This window comes from uncultured Methanobrevibacter sp., assembly GCF_902774605.1.
Taxonomy (GTDB): Archaea; Methanobacteriota; Methanobacteria; order Methanobacteriales; family Methanobacteriaceae; genus Methanocatella.
The window spans coordinates 1-19,962 of sequence record NZ_CACYJE010000003.1 but is presented as its reverse complement, the minus strand read 5'-3'; the positions used below and the strand labels follow the sequence as shown (position 1 = coordinate 19,962).

Genomic DNA, 19,962 nt, shown 5'->3' with positions numbered 1-19,962 from the left:
ATGAATTGATTTTAAATCGATGGATAATTAAAAATCAATGATGATTAAAATATCATTCTTAAATTATTCCAGGCACCTGATTGATGATCTTGTCGATTGCATCAAGGAAATCCTTGGTGATTACTTTTTTCCTACCTGACCTTATGGCAAACATTCCGGCTTCAGTGCACACTGCCTTGAGGTCGGCACCCGAGAATCCCTCAGTGATTTCACCAATCTTTTCAAAGTCAATGCCATCATCGATCTTCATCCTTTTGGTGTGTATTTCAAGAATATGCTTTCTGCCCGCCTTTGAAGGATTAGGCACCTCAATGGTCCTGTCGAACCGGCCCGGCCTTAGGAGTGCATCGTCAAGTATGTCCGGACGGTTGGTTGCACCGATGATTCCAATGTCTCCGCGGGAGTCGAAACCGTCAAGCTCGGCAAGCAACTGCATCAACGTACGCTGCACTTCCCGGTCAGCACCTGATGTGTCGCCCATTCTTTTTGTACCGATTGCATCAATCTCGTCAATGAATATTATTGCAGGGGTCTTTTCACGCGCCAGCTCGAAAACTTCCCTCACGTATCGTGAACCTTCGCCAAGGTACTTGTTCACGAATTCAGAAGCAACAAGCTTAATGAACCTTGCATGGGTCTCGTTCGCCACGGCCTTTGCAAGCAGGGTCTTTCCTGTTCCCGGAGGCCCATACAAAAGGATTCCCTTCGGCGGGTCGATTCCGATTTCCTCGAATATTTCAGGGTGCTTGATTGGAAGCTCCACGGTTTCCCTCAGCTCTACAATCTGGTATTTCAAGCCGCCAATATCATCATAGGTGATGCTTGGGCGTTCTTCAATCTCCATTGCGGTGATGTTCTTGTCCTTCTTTTTTGGGAAGACGTTAACCACTGTCAGGTTGTTCTGGTTGAGGGCCACTCTTGCGCCGGGCTCCAGGTGCTCGGTGTTTATTGATTTGGGATAGTTAACCAGGAACTCATGGCCGACATTTCCCTGAATCCCCACCTGATTGTCATCGAAGACCTCGGTTATGGTGGCAAGTATCAGCGGCGTTTTCTTGAATGACTTGATTTCCCCTTTAAGTTCCTTGATCTTGCCTTCGAGCTGACGGTTGCTCACATTAGTTTTTAACTGCTCCCCTTCAAGCTTTCTAAGTTTCTCCATCAGTTCGTCTTTGGTTTTCTCATTCTCTTCCTGCAATGATTCGATAGTGTCAATCAACTCTTCCTTTGACGCATCCTTGATAGATTCCATAATCTCACCTATTGATAATTATGGAATTGAATGTAAAAATAGTTTGATGTTTTGGTGTTTGAAAAAAAGAAAGGATAAAATCGAATGATTTGATCCCTATTTGATAACTTCTTCGATGGTGTCATCGTCCGGAGCGTTCACTTCAACGATTTTGCCGTCTTTTAAAAATTCGAATGTTGGAGTTCCGTCACCGTATTTGTCCTTAAAGTAGAGTCCATCGATACCTGCAATGGTCTTTTCAACGGAAGAATCGTCAGTAGGGGTTAGCTTGTTGAAGTCAACCTCATCTGAGAAGAACACTTTGGTAACTATTTCCTTATCTCCGTTGAGGAATGAGCATAGTGAAAATTTAGCGTCTTCCAGGTCTTCAGCCTTTTCAGCTAATTTCTGTGCACTTTCGTTTTCCTTGTATCCGTCTGGAATGTTTAATTCCACGTCTTGTATTTTTAATTTACCATTGTCGAAGCTGATTTGGCCTCCGTCGGAATTGCTGCTGTCGCTTGAAGACCAGTTGAAACTGAATCCGTCATCAGCACTCACAGCACCGATTGTAATGCAAACTGCGAGTAGAAATACTCCTATCATTAATATTTTTCTCATTTCAATACACCTCTTTTAGTATAATCTAAAATGGATGTATAATATTTTGTTCATTGGAATATATAAATTACATTATTTAAAAAAATAGAAGGAATAGATAATGATTGATTATCTATTTGATTAATTCTGAATCTGACTGGTCAAGCCATTCGTTAACGATTTTCACTGCACAGTAGTTGCCGCACATTGTACAGGTGTCTTCCTCTTCAGGTGGTCTTTGATCCCTTTTGGCACGTGCCGCTTCCGGAAACATTGCACATTCGTATTGTGCTTCCCAATCAAGTCTTTTACGGGCTTCAGCCATTGCAAGGTCTTGTGAACCGTCGATTTGGCCGGTTGCAAGGTCACCTGCATATGCTCCGATCTTGGTTGCAATAACTCCTTCCCTCACATCATCAGGGTTAGGCAATGCCAGGTGTTCCGCAGGAGTCACGTAGCAGATGAAGTCAGCTCCGGCCTTTGCGGATGATGCGGCTCCGATTGCTGATACGATATGGTCGTATCCAGGTGCAACATCACATACGATTGGTCCGAGCATATAGAATGGTGCGTTGGAGCACATTTTCTTTTGAATCATTACGTTGGTTGGGATTTCGTTGATTGGAATGTGTCCAGGTCCTTCAATCATACATTGAACTCCGGCTTCACGTGACCTGTCAATCAGTTCTCCTAAAATGATCAATTCTTGTATTTGAGCCCTGTCGGTTGAATCGGCAATGGACCCTGCTCTCATACCGTTTGCGAGTGACAGTACCACGTCGTGTTCCTTGGCTATTTCAAGCACATAGTCGAAGTTTTCATATAATGGGTTTTCCTTTTCGTTTTCAACAATCCAGCCGGACATGAATGACCCTCCACGTGAAACCAATCCGGTCACACGGCCTTGTCTTTTGAGCCTGGTTAGTGTTTCGATGTTGATGCTGCTGTGGATTGCCATGAAGTCAATACCGTCTTTTGCCTGTTTTTCAATGGTTTTAAAGAGGTCATCCTCATCCATGTAGACTACTGAACCGTCCTTTCTTATGCTTTCGATTGCGGCCTGGTACACCGGCACGGATCCCACAGGCAATGGGGACATGTCGAGGACTCTGCGTCTAATTACGTCCAGTTCTCCCCCGATACTTAACTCCATAAGGCAGTCAGCGCCGTTGTCGATTGCGATTTGTGCCTTTAGCACTTCCTCATCAAAGTCAACGATGTCGGTTGATGTTCCCACTGTTGCGTTCACTTTTGTCCTGAGGCCTGCACCGATACCTGATGCTTCAATGTCTCTGTTGACGTTGCTTGGTATTACAATGGTTCCTTGTGCCACTGATTTTAGGATGAAATCTTCGGATACTCCTTCTATTTCTGCAACGTGCTTCATTTCATCTGTTAATATGCCTTTTTTTGCATCGCTAATTTGTGTCATAGTTTCCCTCAATTAAAATTTAAAACAGTCAAATTTAATTTAAAAATCTCTCATATCAAATTGATAATCTCATATATTTAGTTAATAGTATTTAAATTAGTATGATAAACTTAATTCCAATTTTATTGAGTAAAATAAAGTATTTTTTAAAAAATAGCATTCATAAAAAAAGCACAATAAAAATAAAGCAGTATGGATAAAAATAAAGTAAAATTGAAAAAATGTAGGAATTAATAAAATTCACTCATTCTTTCAAAAGCCTCATCAAAAGTTGGCATATTGGTTTGACAACCCTGATGTTGGATGATAAATGAAGAAACTGAAGATGCGAACTTCGCGGATTCCTCAAGTGATTCTCCATTCAGGAATCTTGATAAGAATCCTGCCCTATATGAATCCCCGGCACCGGTTGGGTCAACAGCCTCGGTAGGAATTGCCTCAATGACGACTTTGTCTTCATTTGAATAAATCTCACATCCCTTGGCTCCGCAGGTCTTGACGATGATTTTAGGACCCATTGTCCTCAATCCCGCAAGGTCCACCTCAAGAGCATCAAGGATTCTTTCAATCTCATGATGATTACCGAAGAGTATGGTGGTGTTTTCAATAACGTCGACCAGCTTTTTGGTATCATACATTCCAAGGTCCTGGCCAGGGTCAAATGAAACGAGCAAGTCCTGGTTTTTAGCTTCCTGTGAACATTTCCAATTGAATTCAGGATCACCGGTTGCAAGATGAACCGCCTCAGCATTTTCAATGGCTTTGACCGGAACTTTACTTTCGCCAAATTCCTTGGCGGCGCCCCAGTAGAAGTAACTGATTTGGTCATCATTGTCATCTGTCAGGACAAAGGCGGTCGGTGTTTCCTCGCCCGGAACAATGATTAATGATTCGGTGTCGATACCTAAATTTTGCATGTGTTCATAATATTCAGTTCTTTTGAAATCTCCTCCAACAGCTGAAACAAGGGAGGTCTTTAAACCTAATTTCGCTCCAACACAAGCCACATTCGCAGCCGCTCCACCATTAAAAGTTTTCATGTTGGTTATTGGGGCTGAAAAGTTAGCTTTTGGAAATTCAGGCACTCTAATAATATAATCATGAGCAGAGTGGCCAATTGCTAGTAAATCTCTGTTTTTAACCATAATATCGCCTTTTTATATTTCAATTTAATATTGTGCTTCATCATTATTTAATGTTTTGAAAGTGCATATCGGTCGAGTATGCACACCTGCACAAAATCATAATGTAACATGAGTGAATGCACATACTTTTATAATATATATGATATCCAATTTTGCCGAGAGCGCATGATGAGTATTCCTAACCCATTGGTGTGAAACCCTCATTTTCAATGGCCTTCTGACCATCGTTGAGCAGAAAACGGATGTAATCATCAACTTCGCTCTTATCATCATTTACCTTGATGACGCTGATAACATGCTGTGTGTCATACTTCAAAAGCTCATTTCCCTTGAAATAACTGGCATTCAAAAATGTATAAAGGTCCTCTGAATTCCTGACCATCTTAAATGCATCAAACTGCGAATTGACATTCTCCTTGAGGTTGTACTCGATATCATAATGGTCAAGGCTGTTCCAGGCAAGCCTCTGGGCCGAACCCTTGACGTTGACAAAGTCAAGCCCCTCCAGGTCTGAAATGCTCTCGATATTCCTTGATTTGGGATTTGCAACCAGGACAAGATAGTCATAGGCTATCGGCATGAAATTGATGTCGCGCTCATATGCAATCAGCGGGTCGTCCAATGTTAAGATGTCGACCGCTCCCCTTTTTGCAAGTTCAAATGCGTCATTGTCGTTGCTGCTGTAAATGTTCGTATTGAATGGTGTGGCTATGCTTTCCAGCAATCCGGTGCTTATATGTCCTCCGGCAATATTTATATTGGGAGTTTTTTCAATCTGGATCAAGTATTTCCTGAACTCTTCAAGCAACCCCAAACCGTCCTCGGTCAAATAACTGCCGTTGCCCTCCTTGCGGGTAATCTTTATTCCCAACTTGTCCTCAGCCTTTAGGAGACGTCTGTTGAATACCGTATGGGATATGTTCAGTTCCTTTGCGGATTTCCTCTGTGAATGTGTTTGGGATAGGGATTCCAAGCTCTGGTACAGTTTATAGTCATAGACTTTGCCATCGATTTCAAGACTTATCAATCCCCTGCTTTCAAATTTCATTAATTATAAATAAAATTGTAATCATAATTAATAATATCGATTTATGGATTAGGTAAAAATGGAAATAATGAAAACCTCTATTAAAGCTATATTGAATAATATTGAAACTGCACAAGACTACTTGGATGAAGAAGCTATTGAAAAGTTTGAAGAAATCATAATGGGGTCTAAAAACATTTTCGTAACCGGAGCGGGAAGGTCAGGTCTTGCTGCAAAGGCATTTGCAATGAGATTGATGCACCTTGGCTTAAGTGCATATGTTGTGGGCGAAACCATTTCTCCAGCTATCTATGCAGATGACTGCATCGTTGCGATTTCAGGTTCCGGCGAAACCAACACTATCGTATCCGCCGCCAGGATTGCTAAAAATAGAGGTTCTAAAGTTCTTGCCTTAACATCATATCCAGATTCAACATTGGGTCAGTTATGTGACAGTTACATTCTAGTCAAGGGAAGAACAAAAAAAGAAGTGGACGACGAAAACTATATGAAACGTCAAATCCACGGTAACTACACTTCACTCACTCCATTGGGAACCGCTTTCGAATTGACCACTCTCGTATTCTTGGATGCAATCGTTTCCGAACTCATGGAGAAGATGCATCAAACAGAAAGCGACTTGAAAGCAAGACACACAGTTCTAGAATAGGATTCTATTCTGATTATTATATATATTACAGCGTTGGCCCCTTAAAAAGCCGACCAATGTAATATTACCTTTTTTTGCAATATTGTATCCTGAATTAGCGGGAGCTGCGTTCGATGCAAGTATCGGCACTCCTGCACGGGTCATCTTAATGACCATGTCGGCCGGCATCCTGCCGCTGTAGATGACATATGAATGGTTCAGGTCAAAGCCGTTCAATATTCCGTACCCGATCACCTTGTCCACTGCAACGTGGCGGCTCACATCCTCCTTAACGATGAATTGACCGTCATGCACTATTCCCGCAACATGTGTTCCTCCTGTCGCCTGCCAGATTTCCGCATTGTTTTTAAGCTCTTCGATCCTGTCAATCAGCTCATGGACATCCACCTGGAAATCTGATTCGACGGGGTTCACATTCTTTATTTTGCTTCTCCAGCCTCCTGCGGAGTCGGAGCAGAGCACTGTCTCGTTAGTCTTGAGCAGGGTATCGTCTATTTCAACATTGATTTGTGGTCCGTCAATGTCTATTTTTTTAATGTCGTCGAGGGATCTCACCATGTTCTCGTTGAAGAGGTATCCCACTGCAAATTCCTTAAGGGAGTCTTCTATTGCGGACAGGCTTCTTGAAATGTCATTGTTGATTGTCAATGTTATTGTTTCATCCTTCACGACTTTTTCCTTTGCCTCGGTTGCCTCATCGTTTTTATATTGTATTGCATCGACTTCTTCGATTCTCATGTTTTCACCTTTTCCATAATATAATATTATTATGCCATTTTAATTATTTTTTTCTCGATTTAGGTATGTTTTTTTCATCGATTGTAAACTTTTTTTAGCATTTTCATCAAAAAACAACGAGGGTGATTTTTAAACATATGGATATTATCGCCGTTTATTTTTTTAAGAAGGCAGCATGATTAATCATTTGAGAATTTAACGATTAATTTATAAAATTAGCATATTCTAAAGTTAAATTAAAGTCCATTTGGCAAAAAAAGATTTTTTTCACGATGTGTATATAATCCATCATGATTTATCATTATGATTAAATTTGTAAGTTCGTAGTATTTAAGTATTTCTTTTACGTTCTAATAACAAATCCTTTTTATATATAATAAACTAATATAATATCATAATACTCATTGAACTAAATTGTGGGATTCATTAGTATTATAAAAATTTAAATTAAAGGGAATAAAAGAGGTTGATAATATGAGTTCATCTTTTAAAAGTCCAGTAGAAACTGCAAAAGCAATTTCAGGAACTGCTGGAGCAAAAAACTCAGCTAATATCGTCAATGTAATCTTACTCTCCTTCTTAGCAGGAGCATACATTGCATTCGGTGGATTATTAGCAGTAGTAGCAAGCGCAGGTATGTTAAAAGCAGGCGCTCCATTAGGTTTAGAAAAATTCGTATTTGGTGCAGTGTTCCCTGTAGGTTTGATCATTGTAGTTTTAGCAGGATCAGAACTCTTTACAGGTAACGTAATGTTCATGACTCTCGGTGTATTAGACGGATCCGCATCTGTTGGCGGTCTCGCTAAAAACTGGGTTGTAAGTTGGATTTTCAACTTCGTAGGTGCTTTATTCGTTGCATACGTTTTAGCATTTATGGGTGGAATCACTCCTACTGACGCAACCGCACCAGCTTACGCAATTTCTGCAAAAGCGATTGCAGTAGCTGAAGGTAAGGTCACCATGCCATTTACAGTCGCCATGATTAAGGCTATTGGTTGTAACTGGCTTGTATGTTTAGCTGTATGGTTAGCTAATGCATCTGATGATATCATCGGTAAAATCGTTGGTATTTGGTTCCCAATTATGGCTTTCGTAACCATAGGATTTGAGCACAGTGTTGCAAACATGTTCTTCATACCATTAGGTATGTTCTTAGGTGCTAAAGGCGTAACTTGGAGTACTATCATTGTAAACAACTTAATACCAGTTACCATTGGTAACATCATTGGTGGAGCAATCTTTGTAGCATGTATCTACTGGTACACCTACTTAAAAGAATAAGCTTGTTAACTTTCAAAGAAGCTTTCTAAAGCTTCTTTTTTTTAAATATTTTAAAAAAAACTATAATATTTTGGAGATTATAAAATGGTTGAAATTAAATATGTTCCAACAATCTGTCCATACTGTGGTACCGGTTGTGGACTCAATTTCGTTGTAAAAGACGGAAAAATTGTTGGTGTAGAACCTTTAAAAAGACACCCTGTAAACGAGGGTAAAGTATGTCCAAAAGGAAACTTTGGATACCAATTTATTAATAGGGAAGACAGATTAACTACTCCTTTAATAAAAGAAAACGGTGAATTCAGAGAAGCATCATGGGATGAAGCATTAGACCTTGTTGCTAACAAACTCAAAGAAGTATCTGACGAAGATCCTAACAAAGTTGGATTCTACGCATGTGCTCGTTCACCAAACGAAAACATCTACATTACTCAAAAATTAGCAAGAGTAGCTTGTGGAACTCAAAACGTAGACCACTGTGCACGTATCTGTCACGGTCCTACCGTAGCAGGTTTAGCTAACACTTTCGGTTCCGGTGCTATGACCAACGGATTCGACAGTATCAAAGAAGCTGACTACATCTTCTGTATTGGATCAAACAACATGGAAGCACACCCATTGTTCGGACGTAAATTAATCCAAGCAAAACAAAACGGTGCTAAATTAGTTGTATTAGACCCAAGATTCACTCCTACTGCTAAAATCGCAGATGAGTATGTTCAATTTGAAACCGGTACTGACGTAGCATTAATGAACGCTATGATCAAAGTAATCATCGACAGAGGATTACAAGATGAAGAGTTCATCCACTACAGAACCAAAGGTTTCGACGAAATGAAAGAAACCGTACAAAAATACACTTTAGATGTTGCTTCCGAAATTACCGGAATCAAACCTGAAGTAATTGAACACTTAGCTATTGACTATGCATCCGCTGACAAAGCAGCTATCGTATACTCATTAGGTATTACCGAACACTCTCACGGAGCAGACAACGTTATGTCCACCGCAAACCTCGCAATGTTAACTGGTAACATTGGTAGAGAAGGTACTGGTGTAAACCCATTAAGGGGACAAAACAACGTACAAGGTGCTTGTGATATGGGTGCATTACCTTCCGATTACGTAGGATACAGAAAAGTTAAAGACCCAGAAACCACAGCATGGTTCAACGACTACTACAGTGGATACGGTTACGAAGTAAACTTACCAACCACTCCTGGTTTAACCTTAGTAGAAATGATGAACGCTGCTCACGCTGGTGACTTAAAAGTATTATACATCCACGGGGAAGACCCAGTTCTCTCTGACGCAGACGTAGCACACACAAAAGAAGCACTTGAAAACTTAGAAATGTTAATCGTTCAAGAATGTTTCTTAACCGACACTGCACAATGTGCTGATGTTGTATTACCTGCAGCAGGTTGGGGTGAACAAGAAGGTACCTTCACCAGTGGTGAAAGAAGAGTACAATGCTTACACAAAGCACAAGAACCTCCTGAAGGCGCATGGGTAGATTGGAAAATCATGGAAGAAATCGCTGTTAGAATGGGCGTACCAAGAGAATTATTCCACTACGAATCTGCTGAAGAAATCTTCGATGAAATCAGAGAATGTGCTCCTATCATGGCAGGTATGAACCGTGAAAGATTAGACACTCCAGAAGCACTTCACTGGCCTTGTCCTTCCGAAGACGACCCATGTCAACCATTAATGCACAAAGTTAAATTTGCACACCCTGATGGTTTAGGTGTCTTCCAAGCATTAGAACACAAAGGACCTGTCGAAACCGTAGATGAAGAATATCCATTATTATTAACCACTACAAGGATATTGTTCCACTACCACGCAGCAATGACCAGAAGATGTGAAACCTTAAACAATGAGGTAAAAACTGGATTCATCGAAATCAACACTAAAGATGCTGAAGCAAGAGGAATCCTCAATGGTGAAGTTGTAAGAGCTTTCTCTAGAAGAGGAGAAATCGCAATTCCTGCTCGTGTAACTGACGACATCAGAGAAGGTATTGTAAACATTCCAATGCACTTTGTAGAATGTGCTGCAAATGTATTAACCAACTCCGATTCTTTCGACCCTAAATCCAAAATGGTTGAATTAAAAGCTTGTGCTATCCAAGTAGAAAAACTCCCAGAAGTTGTTGAAATGAAAGGAGAAGTCTACAAAGAAGGTACTGACACTGAAATTAAAGCTGAAAACATGGCAACTACCACCGTAAAAGTAGGTAAATAAATAGGGAGTAGATTTAAATGAGCGCAAAAATTAACGATATGTACTACGCATACTCTGCTATTGATGACATCAAAGAAAAAGGAGAGTACGGAGGAGTAGTAACTACCATCATGAAATACTTATTAGAAGAAGGTATTGTTGATGGTGTTGTTGGTGTAACCCAAGGTCACGATATTTACGACGGTGTACCAACTCTCATTACTGACCCTGCTGATGTAATTAAAACTGCAGGTTCCATTCACTGTGGTACTTTAAACATTGCTAAATTTGTATCCAAATACTTAGATGGTGCAAGATACATGAAGCTTGCTGTTGCATGTAAACCATGTGATGCAATGACCATCCGTGAATTAATGAAAAAAGGAAAAATCATCGAAGAAAACGTCATTATGATCGGTGTAAACTGTGGTGGAACTATGTCACCTGTTCCAACCATGAACATGATTAGAGATGTATACGATTTAGATCCTAAAGATGTTATCAAAGAAGAAATCGCTAAAGGTAAACTCATCATGGAAACCGCTGACGGCGAAAAAGCTTTCAAAATCGATGAATTAGAAGAACAAGGTATGGGTAGAAGAGAAAACTGTCAAAGATGTAATCTCAAAATCCCTTCCAACGCTGACTTAGCTTTAGGTAACTGGGGAGTAATCGGTCCTTTAGCAGGAAAAGCTACTTTTGTTGAAGTGTTCTCCGAAACTGGTGCTGAAGTTTTAGGTAAAGTAATTGACGCAGGTTTAATTGCTACCGAAGAACCAATCGAAAAAGGTATCAAAATCAGAGAAAACGTTAACAACTTCATGTTAAAAGAATCCCAAGCTAAAAAAGAAATCGATTATGCAGGTACTACTGGAGACATCATCGATGTATTCTACCAATACGAAGACGAATTCTCCAAATGTATGAAATGTTACGGTTGTCGTGAAGCATGTCCATTATGTTTCTGTGAAGACTGCTGTCTTGAAGCTGAAGGTCCTGAATGGGTTCCTGGTGGATACACTCCTGCTGCTCCATTCTTCCACTTAACACGTATGGTGCACATGGTTGACGCATGTACTAACTGTGGTCAATGTTCCGAAGTATGTCCATGTGAAATCCCTGTAGCTAAAGTATGGAGTACCGTAAACAACAAAGTAAGAGAAATCTACGGATACATCCCAGGTATGGGCAGTGACGATCCACTTCCATTTACCGACCACGTATCCAAAGCTAAATGGTTATAAGGATTATTTTCCTTATTTCCAATTTTTCTTTTTTTTACCAAAACCGACATAACAGTGTTATATAACTTTTCTAAAAAAATAAGTGAACCTACTGGTTGAAAGGCTCTCTCTTATTGATTCCATTGATGAAAATCTCTTCAAGCTCATCTTCACTTGCACCGTTTCTCACATGTGAAATCAGCTCGACAAGATTGTCGTTCCTGAGAAGGCATGGCTTGATTTTTCCGTCAGGTGTGATCCTTAATCTGGAGCAATTTGCGCAAAAGGTAGAGTTGTCAACAGGCTTGACTACCTCGATTTCTCCACCGTCTATGTAATATTTCTTACGCCCCTGCATAAACTCACGTTCACGAACATCATCAGATATATCAGCCAACTCTTTTTCAATGTCATCCAGCTTATAATGGTAATCCGCACTGAACTTGTCATCATCACAGTTCTCGCTTTCAATAAGCTCGATGAGCTGAAGCACAATATCATTCTCCTTGCAGAACTCGAACATGTCATCGATCTCATCCTGGTTGATGTCCTTCATGATGACCATGTTGATTTTGACAGGGTAGAGTCCAACCTCAACGGCCTTCAAAATTCCCTTTTTGGCGTCTTCAAGATAATCCTTCTTGGTGATGAACTCAAAAGTCTCACGGTCAAGGGTGTCCAGGCTGACGTTGACACGGTCAAGACCGGCATCCTTCAAAGCCTGAGCGTACTTTTCAAGCAGTATTCCGTTGGTGGTCATTGAAATGTCCTTGAAGCCGAGGCTTGCAATCCTTTCAACAATCTTAACAATATCCTTTTTAAGCAAAGGCTCTCCGCCGGACAGTCTGATTTTTCGAACGCCAATCTTTTTGGCTATCTTGCAGATGGTATGGAGCTCATCGGCTGTCATCTCATCTTTTGACTTCACCATTCCATCATGATGACAGTACAGGCAGTTCACGTTACATCTGTTTGTCAGTGTGATTCTCAGTGAAAGAATCGGTCTTTCGTATTTGTCATGAACAACGTTTTCAAGCATGCTATTCCCCTTTCACCTGTATCTTCATATCAGTTATTTTATCGTCAATCTTTAATGTATTTATTGTTGCAAATATTGTCTCTTTCAGAATCGCCTGTGTGAAATCATTCAGTTCCACGTCATGGTCATTGGTTTTGAGCCAAATTCCCGCACTGGCCAGGTCATCGCCGATGCCTGTTATTTCAATGTCGATTTTTTTGACATTGTCCTCTGTCTTGATTGCATTCACCATTCCCCTTATGGAGTTTGAAACAATATTTCCTGTGAATTGGTTGATTTCAAGGTTTTCACCATTGATCAGAATGCTGCATTGGGCATCTGTCTGTTTTTTAGGGGATTTCTCATTCGGGATTACAAGCTCTATCTTTCCTATTTCGTCAACGCCGAAATCCTTGAGGTTGAGGGTGTTGATGACACCGGTCACGCTTTGCTTCAGATAGTCGCTGACAAATCTGTTCAGCCCAACCACCTTGCCGTCAATGGAAAGGTAGCTTTTGACATCGTCCAGGTCTTCAACTGTCAGGTTTCCGTTACGGATTTCCTTGGCTATCAGTTCCCCGTCATTGTATCCGCAGTTGTTTGCAAACAATGTGTCGACTATATCATGGCCCTTCTGCTCTATGATGTCAGCCAGTTCGCTCACTCCCCTTTCATCTATAGTGAATGAGTCCACTTCCTTTATTGTGTACGGGTCTTTCACGTTCGGGGAGGTTATTATTTTGGGATAGTTGTAGCTCTTGTAGCCTTCGATTATTACGAAGTCAAAGTCGTCGAAGTGCTTTAGAAGGTATAGTATCCTGTTGAGGTCATGTTCCCTTCGGGCATTGAAGAATGTGGTTGATCCAACGCCCACCACGAGGTTTGCACCTGCCTGCTTGTGCTTCCAGGTGTCTGTGTTTTCCTTGTCCATTTCTATTGAGTGGTGGGAATGCTTTATTGAGGCGACGTTGTAGCCTCTTCTTGTCAGCTCTTCAATGACCTTCACGGTCAGTGAAGTCTTTCCTGTATTTTTCTTGCCAACTATTGATACTATTTTCATTTGTAATCCCCTTGTAATATTATATGTTTTTGTATTAATTATATCTTTTCAATAGGCATGTGTAGTTACTACACATTTTCATGGAATGTAGTGTTTTTCTTACATGTTCCGTCCCTTGGGAAATATGGAAATCGATGAATTTATGGTGAATCCCTGGAAGTTGCAACAATCCTGATGATGCATGAAAAATTGATGATAATTCCCTTTTTTGGGCCTTTCTCAATTTTGATGGTTTTTTCAAAATTTGATGTGTAGTTACTACACATTTTAGGCTAACCTAAAAATTTTCTATAATTTTTCCTGATTTCGTAATACTTTTTTGATAATTTTTTATTACTAATTTCGTTGAATTTTCTCATTTATTTCATAAGATTACTATTTAAATCATCGTATTTCTAACAAAACATACTGATATTTATTTTCATAGCAGATAAGCTTTCATGCTTATTTAATATCTTATTTGGGCTCATGATGATTGGTATTGTCAAGTCAATATGTGTAGTTCTACCACACTAATATATAAGACTTTCTATTTGATTTTAGTAGGCAACTATATTTATATAAGTAAATATATTTAATATCATTACACATGGTGGTTCAAATGCCAAAACATATTGCATCTGGTCTAAAATATTTGGCTGCGGTCAAGTTGAAGGATGCTGGTAAAAGTCACCAAGCAATTGCTGACGAGCTCGGAGTCGACAGGTCTACCATCTCACACTACCTGAATGGCAGAAACCTTTCTTGGAACTCAATCGACGTTGCAAGAACAATAATCGAACTGTGCCCCCAGGATTTCTTGAAAATGGCCGAGGCAATATTTGACGAACCAGAACAGAGTCGAAAAATTGTGAATATTTGCAGAGAAAGAAATTTCGAAGTAATTATAGAAGATTCCTGTATTGGTTGCGGCTTATGTGTAAATGCATGCACGATGAAAGCCATTAAGTTGGAATCATTGCAAGCGCATGCAGACTCCATACAATGTTGCGGTTGCCAGCTATGTAGCGAGGATTGCCCAACTAATTCTATAAAAATTTTGGAGATTGAATATGATTAGAAATTTAAAAGAGGTTCAAGACAACAACTTTGACATCACAAGAGCTGCTGAAGAAGTCAGAAACTTGTCTTTCAACGACCACGTATGTTTAGGTTGTGGGATTTGTGAATCAACCTGTCCTGTAGAAGCAATTACCTTAAACGCAATTGCTGTGGACGCACGTCACAGAATCTCAAACGACGTATACTTCAGTGGTCACGAAAAGATCGCTCAAAACTTCAAAGAAGACTTTGATGTTCAAAGAATAAGCATTGACGAAAGTAAATGTGTATTATGTGGTATGTGCTCCGGATTATGTCCAGTTGATGCATTAGTATTAACCATTGACGGAACACCGATCAAAGAAATCGACGCATATCCTCATTACAACGCTTTCTCAGAAATTGATGATGATGAATGTATTTACTGTAAAAGATGTGAAATCGCATGTCCTCGTGATGCAATCGTTATCGAAAGAATTTTACCAAACCGTGCTGACTTAGTAACTGGTGAAATCGACGTCGATGAAGATGAATGTATCTACTGTGGAGTATGTGAAGAATTATGTCCTGCAGAAGCAATCGTCGTAGACAAAGAAACCGGAAAAGAATCCATCGTTATCGACAAGGATGCATGTGTATACTGTCTGGTATGTAAAAAATCCTGTCCTACCAACGCTATCAAAGCGATTTGTAGAGCATGTAACTATGGTGAATACGACTTAGATCCTTCAAAAGCTGTCGTTAAAGGAAACTCCGTCATCGACTCAGAATTATGTGTATTCTGTGGATGGTGTGAAGGCGTATGTCCAACTGACGCAGCAAAACACAAAAAACCATTCGAAGGTTCTATTGAAATCGACGACGATAAATGTCAAGCTTGTGGAGCTTGTGTAGATATTTGTGGATGTAACGCATTAGCATTCCCTGTATCCTCAGGTCCTGGTTCAAGAATGGAACACGTAATTGCAAACAACGACTACTGTGTAAAATGTAAAGCATGTGCTAACGCATGTCCTAACGGTGCAATTACTGTAAAAAGAACTGAAATTGACCACACACCTATCAGCTCAACTACTTGGAAAGAAGCTTTAGACGCTATTAAAGACTAGGTGATATGATGGAACTTAAAGTAAATCAAGATAATTGTTTAGGATGCGGGATTTGTGTAATCGCTTGTCCTGTAAATGCTGCTATCAGTCCAGAAAACGCTGGTGGTAACGGTGCAAAGACTGAAGAAGTCATCATGATGGTTGAAAACGGATTCATCAAACTCTTCAGTCCAGAAAAATGTGAAGAATGCGGAACATGTCAAATGTTTTGTCCAGTAAATGCTATATGGTTAGAATAGGGGGATTATTATATGCATTACGCTAATACTTATTTAGAAAAACCTGTAGTACCTGATGTAAAGATTACTGGTGAAGGAACAACTGACGTACTCAAATGTATGTTAAACACAGGTTCTGACATCTACCAAGGTGCTTGTAAAAAAAGAGGATCCACTTTAAAAGAAGAATACAAAAACGCTTCCGGTACTTGCTACATGGATCCTAGAGATATGGCAAAATTAGGTGTAAACAACTGGGATACCGTACTTGTAAAAACCGACTTCGGTGAAGTTGTAGTAAACTGTGCAGTATCAAGAGATGCACCTCACGAAGGAACTGTATTCATTTGTAAAGGACCATGGGCTAACACTATCGTAAGTCACGACACTTACTGCTGTTCTGACCCAACCTACAAAGGAATCAGATGTACTGTCGAAAAAACCGACAGAAAAGTATTACTCATGGCTGACTTAATGAGATGGGTATACAAAAAATACGTTGATGAAGAAGATGACGATGTTGTAGAAAACATGGAATCTTTAGGTGAATTACCTGTTTATCACGGACGTAAATGGGAGGAGTTGATTGACCATGACTTATGAACCACCTGTAACTGATTATGATTACATTGTTGAAAACTGTACCTGTGCATTCTGTGGTTGTAACTGTGACGACTTAGACTACTTGGTAAAAGACAATCACGTAGTTGCAGTTAGACACGCATGCAGATTAGGGGCAAGTAAAATTATGGAAGATATGGACCAAAGGTTACTTGTTCCAATGATTAGGGATGAAAACGGAGAACTCAAAGAAGTAGACTGGGATACCGCTTTAGACAAAGCTGCAGAATACATTGCTAATTCCATCAGACCAGTATTCTACGGATGGTCCGAAACCTCTACTGAATGTATGAAAGAAGGAGTAGCATTAGGTGAATACATCGGTGCAGTATTAGACAACCAAGCTACCATCTGTCACGGACCTTCTCTCCAAGCTGTGCAAAACGCAGGTTACCCTATCCAAACCTTAGGAGAAGTTCAAAACAGAGCAGACATGATTGTTTACTCTGGAAGTAACGCTATGAACTCTCACCCAAGACACATGGCAAGATACGCTGTGTTCTGCCGTGGATACTTCAGACAAAGAGGAAGATTCGACAGAACAGTTGTTACCATGGATCCAAAATTCTCCGATACCGCAAAATGTTCCGACAAATGGATTGGATTTGAACAAAACGGAGACTACGGTTTCTACAACGCTATCAGAGCTGTTCTCAGAGGAAAAGAATTATACCAAGACGTAATTTCCGGTATTCCTAAAGAAGACATTTACGAATTAGCAGAAGAAATGAAGAAAGCTGAATTCGGTGTTCTCTTCTTCGGTTTAGGTTTAACCCACACATTATCAAAACAAAGAAACATTGACATTGCTATTAAAATGGTACAAGACCTAAACAAATACAGTAAATGGGGTCTTACTCCAATGAGAGGTCACTTTAACGTAAACGGATTCAACATTTTCATGGCATTCGAATGTGGATTCGCTTTCGGTGTAGACTATGCTAGAGGTTACCCAAGATACATGATGGGTGAAACCAACACTATCGATTTATTAGTAAGGAAAGAACCAGACTGTTTCATGGTTATTGCAGCTGACCCAGGTGCTCACTTCCCTAACGGAGCAAACCAACACTTAGCTAACATTCCAGTTATTCAAATCGATATTCACTGGGGTCCATCAACCGAACTCGCTGACGTAGTACTTCCAGGTTCATTCATCGCTGTAGAATGTGCCGGTACCAGTTATCGTATGGATGGTGTGCCTATCTACATGAAAAAAGCAATCGACAAACCAGAAACCTGTCGTGACGACGAATGGATTGTCCGTGAATTGAAAGAAAGAGTAATGAAACTCAGAGAAGAGCCAAACGTAGCTCCAAAATATGTGCCAAATCCAAACGCACTATAAAGGTGATATAATGGAATATATTCTTAAAAATGGTATAGTCTACGACCCAGCTAATGAAGTTAACGGGGAAAAGATGGACGTCATGTTCAAAGACGGTATTATTGTAGACAGTGTTTCTGCAGATGCTGAAGTCTTAGACGTTACCGATAAAATAGTCATGCCAGCAGGTGTTGACCCTCACGCACACGTTGCAGGTCCTAAATTAGTAGTAGGAAGATTATACAGGCCTGAAGATTCCAGAAGAGGTGTTACTCAAAAAACAAAAGTATTAAGATCAGAATCTGGTTTCTCCATCCCAAGTTGTCCTGCAACCGGTTACAGATATTCAAGATTAGGTTACGGTACTGTTGTAGAAGCAGCTATGCCTCCTCTTGAAGCAAAACACACTCACGAAGAAATCGCAACCATTCCACAAATAGACATCCCAGCTTTACCATTATTCGGTAACAATTGGTTTGTAATGGAATACGCAAAAGATAATAACATTGAAGACATCGCAGCATTCGTATCTGCTTGGTTAAAAATATCCAAAGGTTACGGTATTAAAATCGTAAACCCATGTGGAAGTGAAGCATGGGGATGGGGTATGAACGTGCACGGTGTAAACGACAAAGCACCATACTTTGATGTAACTTCCAAAGAAGTTATCGTTGCACTCGCAAAAGCTAACGAAATGTTAAACTTACCTCACTCTATCCACATTCACCCTAACGACTTAGGACACCCTGGTAACGTACCAACTACCATTGAAACAATGGATGCTGTTAAAGGAATCAAGAAAGGTAAAGGCGCAGCTGAAGTTAGGGACCAAGTCATGCACTTAACTCACTTACAATTCCACTCTTACTTAGGTAACAGTTGGAAAGACGTAACATCCGGTGCTGAAGAAGTCGCTAAACACTTCAACAAAGCTGACAACTTAACTTGTGATATCGGTCAGGTTACTTTCGATGAAACCACCACAATGACTGCAGACGCTCCTATGGAATACGACTTATTCAAATTATCCGGTCTCAAATGGACCAACAAGGATATTGAATGTGAAACTGCAGCAGGTATCATCCCATGTATCTACTCCAAGAAAAGTCCAGTTAGCACATTACAATGGGCTATCGGTCTTGAATTATTCTTGTTAATCGAAGATCCATGGAGAGTATGTTTAACAACTGACCACCCTAACGCAGGTCCTTTCACCAGATACCCAAGAATCATCTCTTGGTTAATGAGTAATGAGAAAAGGCAAGACATGTGTGACAATGAAGTTCACAAATGGGTACACAAAAGAACTCTTCTCCCAACTCTTGAAAGGGAATACGATTTCTACGATATTGCAACTATTACAAGAGCAGCTCCTGCTAAAATCTACGGATTCACTGACAGAGGTGCACTTACCCCTGGTTACAGAGCAGACATTGCAGTATATGACATAAATCCTAATGAAATTGATCCATCCAGACAAGCTGACGAAATCGAAAAAGGTTTCAACGTAGCTGACTACACTATTAAAGATGGTCAAATCTTAGTAAAAGACAAAGAAATTGTTAAAGTTAAAGAAAGTCAAAACATTTGGGTTAACGTAAAAGGATGGGAACAAAACGAGCAAAAAGTCATCGACAACATCATGCCGTTCTTCACCCAATACTACTCTGTCAAATGGGAAAACTACCCAGTACACGACCACTACGTATCCAACCCAATTAGAATAGACGTTGAAGGTAAATAGGGGTGTTTAATTTGAAAACAATTACATTTGATCAAATCAAAACTTCTTCAATCGCTTTAGAATTCGATGAATTAATTCCAGATGAAATTTACTCCTGGACTGAAGCTGATTTCGCAAAATATCAAGTCCCAATCGGAAACTCAAGATTCCCATTAACCGACTTCTTCAAAGTAACCGTTGAAGGAGACGCAGCAGGACCTGATGAAGTTAAAATGATTTTAAACGGTGACTTAAACAGAGTAAAATAC

The 19,962-nt window shown here is 40.0% G+C and carries 18 protein-coding genes and 1 pseudogene; 11 read left to right on the top strand and 8 right to left on the bottom strand.

Annotated features, from left to right (window positions below):
• Positions 1-58: 58 nt before the first annotated feature.
• The 5 genes from QZU77_RS01010 to QZU77_RS00990 all read right to left on the bottom strand — a co-directional run bounded on the left by QZU77_RS01010 (position 59) and on the right by QZU77_RS00990 (position 5,456).
• Complete coding sequence (locus QZU77_RS01010; RefSeq protein ID WP_295598678.1) at positions 59-1,252, bottom strand: proteasome-activating nucleotidase; 1,194 nt, start codon at positions 1,250-1,252, stop codon at positions 59-61.
• Positions 1,253-1,348: 96 nt separating this feature from the next.
• The gene (locus QZU77_RS01005) at positions 1,349-1,852 is read right to left on the bottom strand and encodes a hypothetical protein (protein WP_295598675.1); all 504 of its coding nucleotides are present in this window, start codon (positions 1,850-1,852) and stop codon (positions 1,349-1,351) included.
• A gap of 112 nt (positions 1,853-1,964) precedes the next feature.
• The gene (thiC, locus tag QZU77_RS01000) at positions 1,965-3,263 is read right to left on the bottom strand and encodes a phosphomethylpyrimidine synthase (protein WP_295598672.1); all 1,299 of its coding nucleotides are present in this window, start codon (positions 3,261-3,263) and stop codon (positions 1,965-1,967) included.
• A 230-nt stretch (positions 3,264-3,493) separates the two neighbouring features.
• Positions 3,494-4,408 (bottom strand): carbohydrate kinase family protein, encoded by a 915-nt coding sequence (locus tag QZU77_RS00995; RefSeq protein WP_295598669.1) that lies wholly within the window; start codon positions 4,406-4,408, stop codon positions 3,494-3,496.
• A 178-nt stretch (positions 4,409-4,586) separates the two neighbouring features.
• On the bottom strand, positions 4,587-5,456 hold the full coding sequence (locus tag QZU77_RS00990; RefSeq protein ID WP_295598666.1) for a LysR family transcriptional regulator: 870 nt from the start codon (positions 5,454-5,456) through the stop codon (positions 4,587-4,589).
• 58 nt (positions 5,457-5,514) lie between these two features.
• Between QZU77_RS00990 and hxlB the strand changes: the two genes are divergently transcribed.
• On the top strand, positions 5,515-6,105 hold the full coding sequence (gene hxlB / locus QZU77_RS00985; protein ID WP_295598663.1) for a 6-phospho-3-hexuloisomerase: 591 nt from the start codon (positions 5,515-5,517) through the stop codon (positions 6,103-6,105).
• Here hxlB and fdhD read toward each other — a convergent pair.
• Entirely contained in the window at positions 6,097-6,843 is a 747-nt protein-coding gene (gene fdhD, locus QZU77_RS00980; protein ID WP_295598661.1) for a formate dehydrogenase accessory sulfurtransferase FdhD, read from the bottom strand. The two genes, hxlB and fdhD, sit on opposite strands and share 9 nt — an antisense overlap.
• Before the next feature lie 474 nt (positions 6,844-7,317).
• Between fdhD and QZU77_RS00975 the strand changes: the two genes are divergently transcribed.
• The 3 genes from QZU77_RS00975 to QZU77_RS00965 all read left to right on the top strand — a co-directional run bounded on the left by QZU77_RS00975 (position 7,318) and on the right by QZU77_RS00965 (position 11,597).
• Positions 7,318-8,124 (top strand): formate/nitrite transporter family protein, encoded by an 807-nt coding sequence (locus QZU77_RS00975; protein WP_295598659.1) that lies wholly within the window; start codon positions 7,318-7,320, stop codon positions 8,122-8,124.
• An 84-nt stretch (positions 8,125-8,208) separates the two neighbouring features.
• Positions 8,209-10,374: a formate dehydrogenase subunit alpha gene (fdhF, locus tag QZU77_RS00970; protein WP_394350516.1), complete on the top strand. Its 2,166-nt coding sequence runs from the start codon at positions 8,209-8,211 to the stop codon at positions 10,372-10,374.
• A gap of 17 nt (positions 10,375-10,391) precedes the next feature.
• Complete coding sequence (locus tag QZU77_RS00965) at positions 10,392-11,597, top strand: Coenzyme F420 hydrogenase/dehydrogenase, beta subunit C-terminal domain (RefSeq protein WP_295598657.1); 1,206 nt, start codon at positions 10,392-10,394, stop codon at positions 11,595-11,597.
• 88 nt (positions 11,598-11,685) lie between these two features.
• Here QZU77_RS00965 and moaA read toward each other — a convergent pair whose 3' ends face one another.
• Both moaA and mobB read right to left on the bottom strand, forming a co-directional pair.
• Positions 11,686-12,615, bottom strand: a complete 930-nt coding sequence (moaA, locus tag QZU77_RS00960) for a GTP 3',8-cyclase MoaA (protein WP_295598655.1) — start codon at positions 12,613-12,615, stop codon at positions 11,686-11,688.
• 1 nt (position 12,616) lies between these two features.
• On the bottom strand, positions 12,617-13,654 hold the full coding sequence (gene mobB / locus QZU77_RS00955) for a molybdopterin-guanine dinucleotide biosynthesis protein B (RefSeq protein WP_295598653.1): 1,038 nt from the start codon (positions 13,652-13,654) through the stop codon (positions 12,617-12,619).
• Between the two features lie 589 nt (positions 13,655-14,243).
• On the opposite strand from mobB, the gene QZU77_RS00950 reads away from it, so the two are divergent.
• The 7 genes and pseudogenes from QZU77_RS00950 to QZU77_RS00920 all read left to right on the top strand — a co-directional run.
• Positions 14,244-14,714 (top strand): 4Fe-4S binding protein, encoded by a 471-nt coding sequence (locus QZU77_RS00950; RefSeq protein ID WP_295598651.1) that lies wholly within the window; start codon positions 14,244-14,246, stop codon positions 14,712-14,714.
• Complete coding sequence (fwdF, locus tag QZU77_RS00945; protein ID WP_295598649.1) at positions 14,707-15,804, top strand: tungsten-dependent formylmethanofuran dehydrogenase subunit FwdF; 1,098 nt, start codon at positions 14,707-14,709, stop codon at positions 15,802-15,804. The genes QZU77_RS00950 and fwdF overlap by 8 nt, the downstream gene beginning before the upstream one ends.
• Before the next feature lie 8 nt (positions 15,805-15,812).
• The gene (locus QZU77_RS00940; RefSeq protein WP_292743149.1) at positions 15,813-16,043 is read left to right on the top strand and encodes a ferredoxin family protein; all 231 of its coding nucleotides are present in this window, start codon (positions 15,813-15,815) and stop codon (positions 16,041-16,043) included.
• A gap of 12 nt (positions 16,044-16,055) precedes the next feature.
• Positions 16,056-16,625, top strand: coding sequence for a molybdopterin dinucleotide binding domain-containing protein (locus QZU77_RS00935; RefSeq protein WP_067040048.1), 570 nt, complete (start codon positions 16,056-16,058; stop codon positions 16,623-16,625).
• Complete coding sequence (locus QZU77_RS00930; RefSeq protein ID WP_295598647.1) at positions 16,615-17,991, top strand: formylmethanofuran dehydrogenase subunit B; 1,377 nt, start codon at positions 16,615-16,617, stop codon at positions 17,989-17,991. Before QZU77_RS00935 ends, QZU77_RS00930 begins: the two co-directional genes overlap by 11 nt.
• 7 nt (positions 17,992-17,998) lie before the next feature.
• Positions 17,999-19,714 carry a formylmethanofuran dehydrogenase subunit A gene (locus QZU77_RS00925; RefSeq protein ID WP_295598933.1) on the top strand — a complete coding sequence of 572 codons (1,716 nt, stop codon included), beginning with the start codon at positions 17,999-18,001 and terminating at the stop codon, positions 19,712-19,714.
• A gap of 2 nt (positions 19,715-19,716) precedes the next feature.
• A pseudogene (locus tag QZU77_RS00920) lies at positions 19,717-19,962 on the top strand (formylmethanofuran dehydrogenase subunit C); the annotation flags it as partial.

Coding starts and splice junctions, on each gene's coding strand:
- QZU77_RS01010 (WP_295598678.1), bottom strand. CDS start 1,252: ATGGAATCTATCAAGGATGCGTCAAAGGAAGAGTTGATTGACACTATC.
- QZU77_RS01005 (WP_295598675.1), bottom strand. CDS start 1,852: ATGAGAAAAATATTAATGATAGGAGTATTTCTACTCGCAGTTTGCATT.
- thiC (WP_295598672.1), bottom strand. CDS start 3,263: ATGACACAAATTAGCGATGCAAAAAAAGGCATATTAACAGATGAAATG.
- QZU77_RS00995 (WP_295598669.1), bottom strand. CDS start 4,408: ATGGTTAAAAACAGAGATTTACTAGCAATTGGCCACTCTGCTCATGAT.
- QZU77_RS00990 (WP_295598666.1), bottom strand. CDS start 5,456: ATGAAATTTGAAAGCAGGGGATTGATAAGTCTTGAAATCGATGGCAAA.
- hxlB (WP_295598663.1), top strand. CDS start 5,515: ATGGAAATAATGAAAACCTCTATTAAAGCTATATTGAATAATATTGAA.
- fdhD (WP_295598661.1), bottom strand. CDS start 6,843: ATGAGAATCGAAGAAGTCGATGCAATACAATATAAAAACGATGAGGCA.
- QZU77_RS00975 (WP_295598659.1), top strand. CDS start 7,318: ATGAGTTCATCTTTTAAAAGTCCAGTAGAAACTGCAAAAGCAATTTCA.
- fdhF (WP_394350516.1), top strand. CDS start 8,209: ATGGTTGAAATTAAATATGTTCCAACAATCTGTCCATACTGTGGTACC.
- QZU77_RS00965 (WP_295598657.1), top strand. CDS start 10,392: ATGAGCGCAAAAATTAACGATATGTACTACGCATACTCTGCTATTGAT.
- moaA (WP_295598655.1), bottom strand. CDS start 12,615: ATGCTTGAAAACGTTGTTCATGACAAATACGAAAGACCGATTCTTTCA.
- mobB (WP_295598653.1), bottom strand. CDS start 13,654: ATGAAAATAGTATCAATAGTTGGCAAGAAAAATACAGGAAAGACTTCA.
- QZU77_RS00950 (WP_295598651.1), top strand. CDS start 14,244: ATGGTGGTTCAAATGCCAAAACATATTGCATCTGGTCTAAAATATTTG.
- fwdF (WP_295598649.1), top strand. CDS start 14,707: ATGATTAGAAATTTAAAAGAGGTTCAAGACAACAACTTTGACATCACA.
- QZU77_RS00940 (WP_292743149.1), top strand. CDS start 15,813: ATGGAACTTAAAGTAAATCAAGATAATTGTTTAGGATGCGGGATTTGT.
- QZU77_RS00935 (WP_067040048.1), top strand. CDS start 16,056: ATGCATTACGCTAATACTTATTTAGAAAAACCTGTAGTACCTGATGTA.
- QZU77_RS00930 (WP_295598647.1), top strand. CDS start 16,615: ATGACTTATGAACCACCTGTAACTGATTATGATTACATTGTTGAAAAC.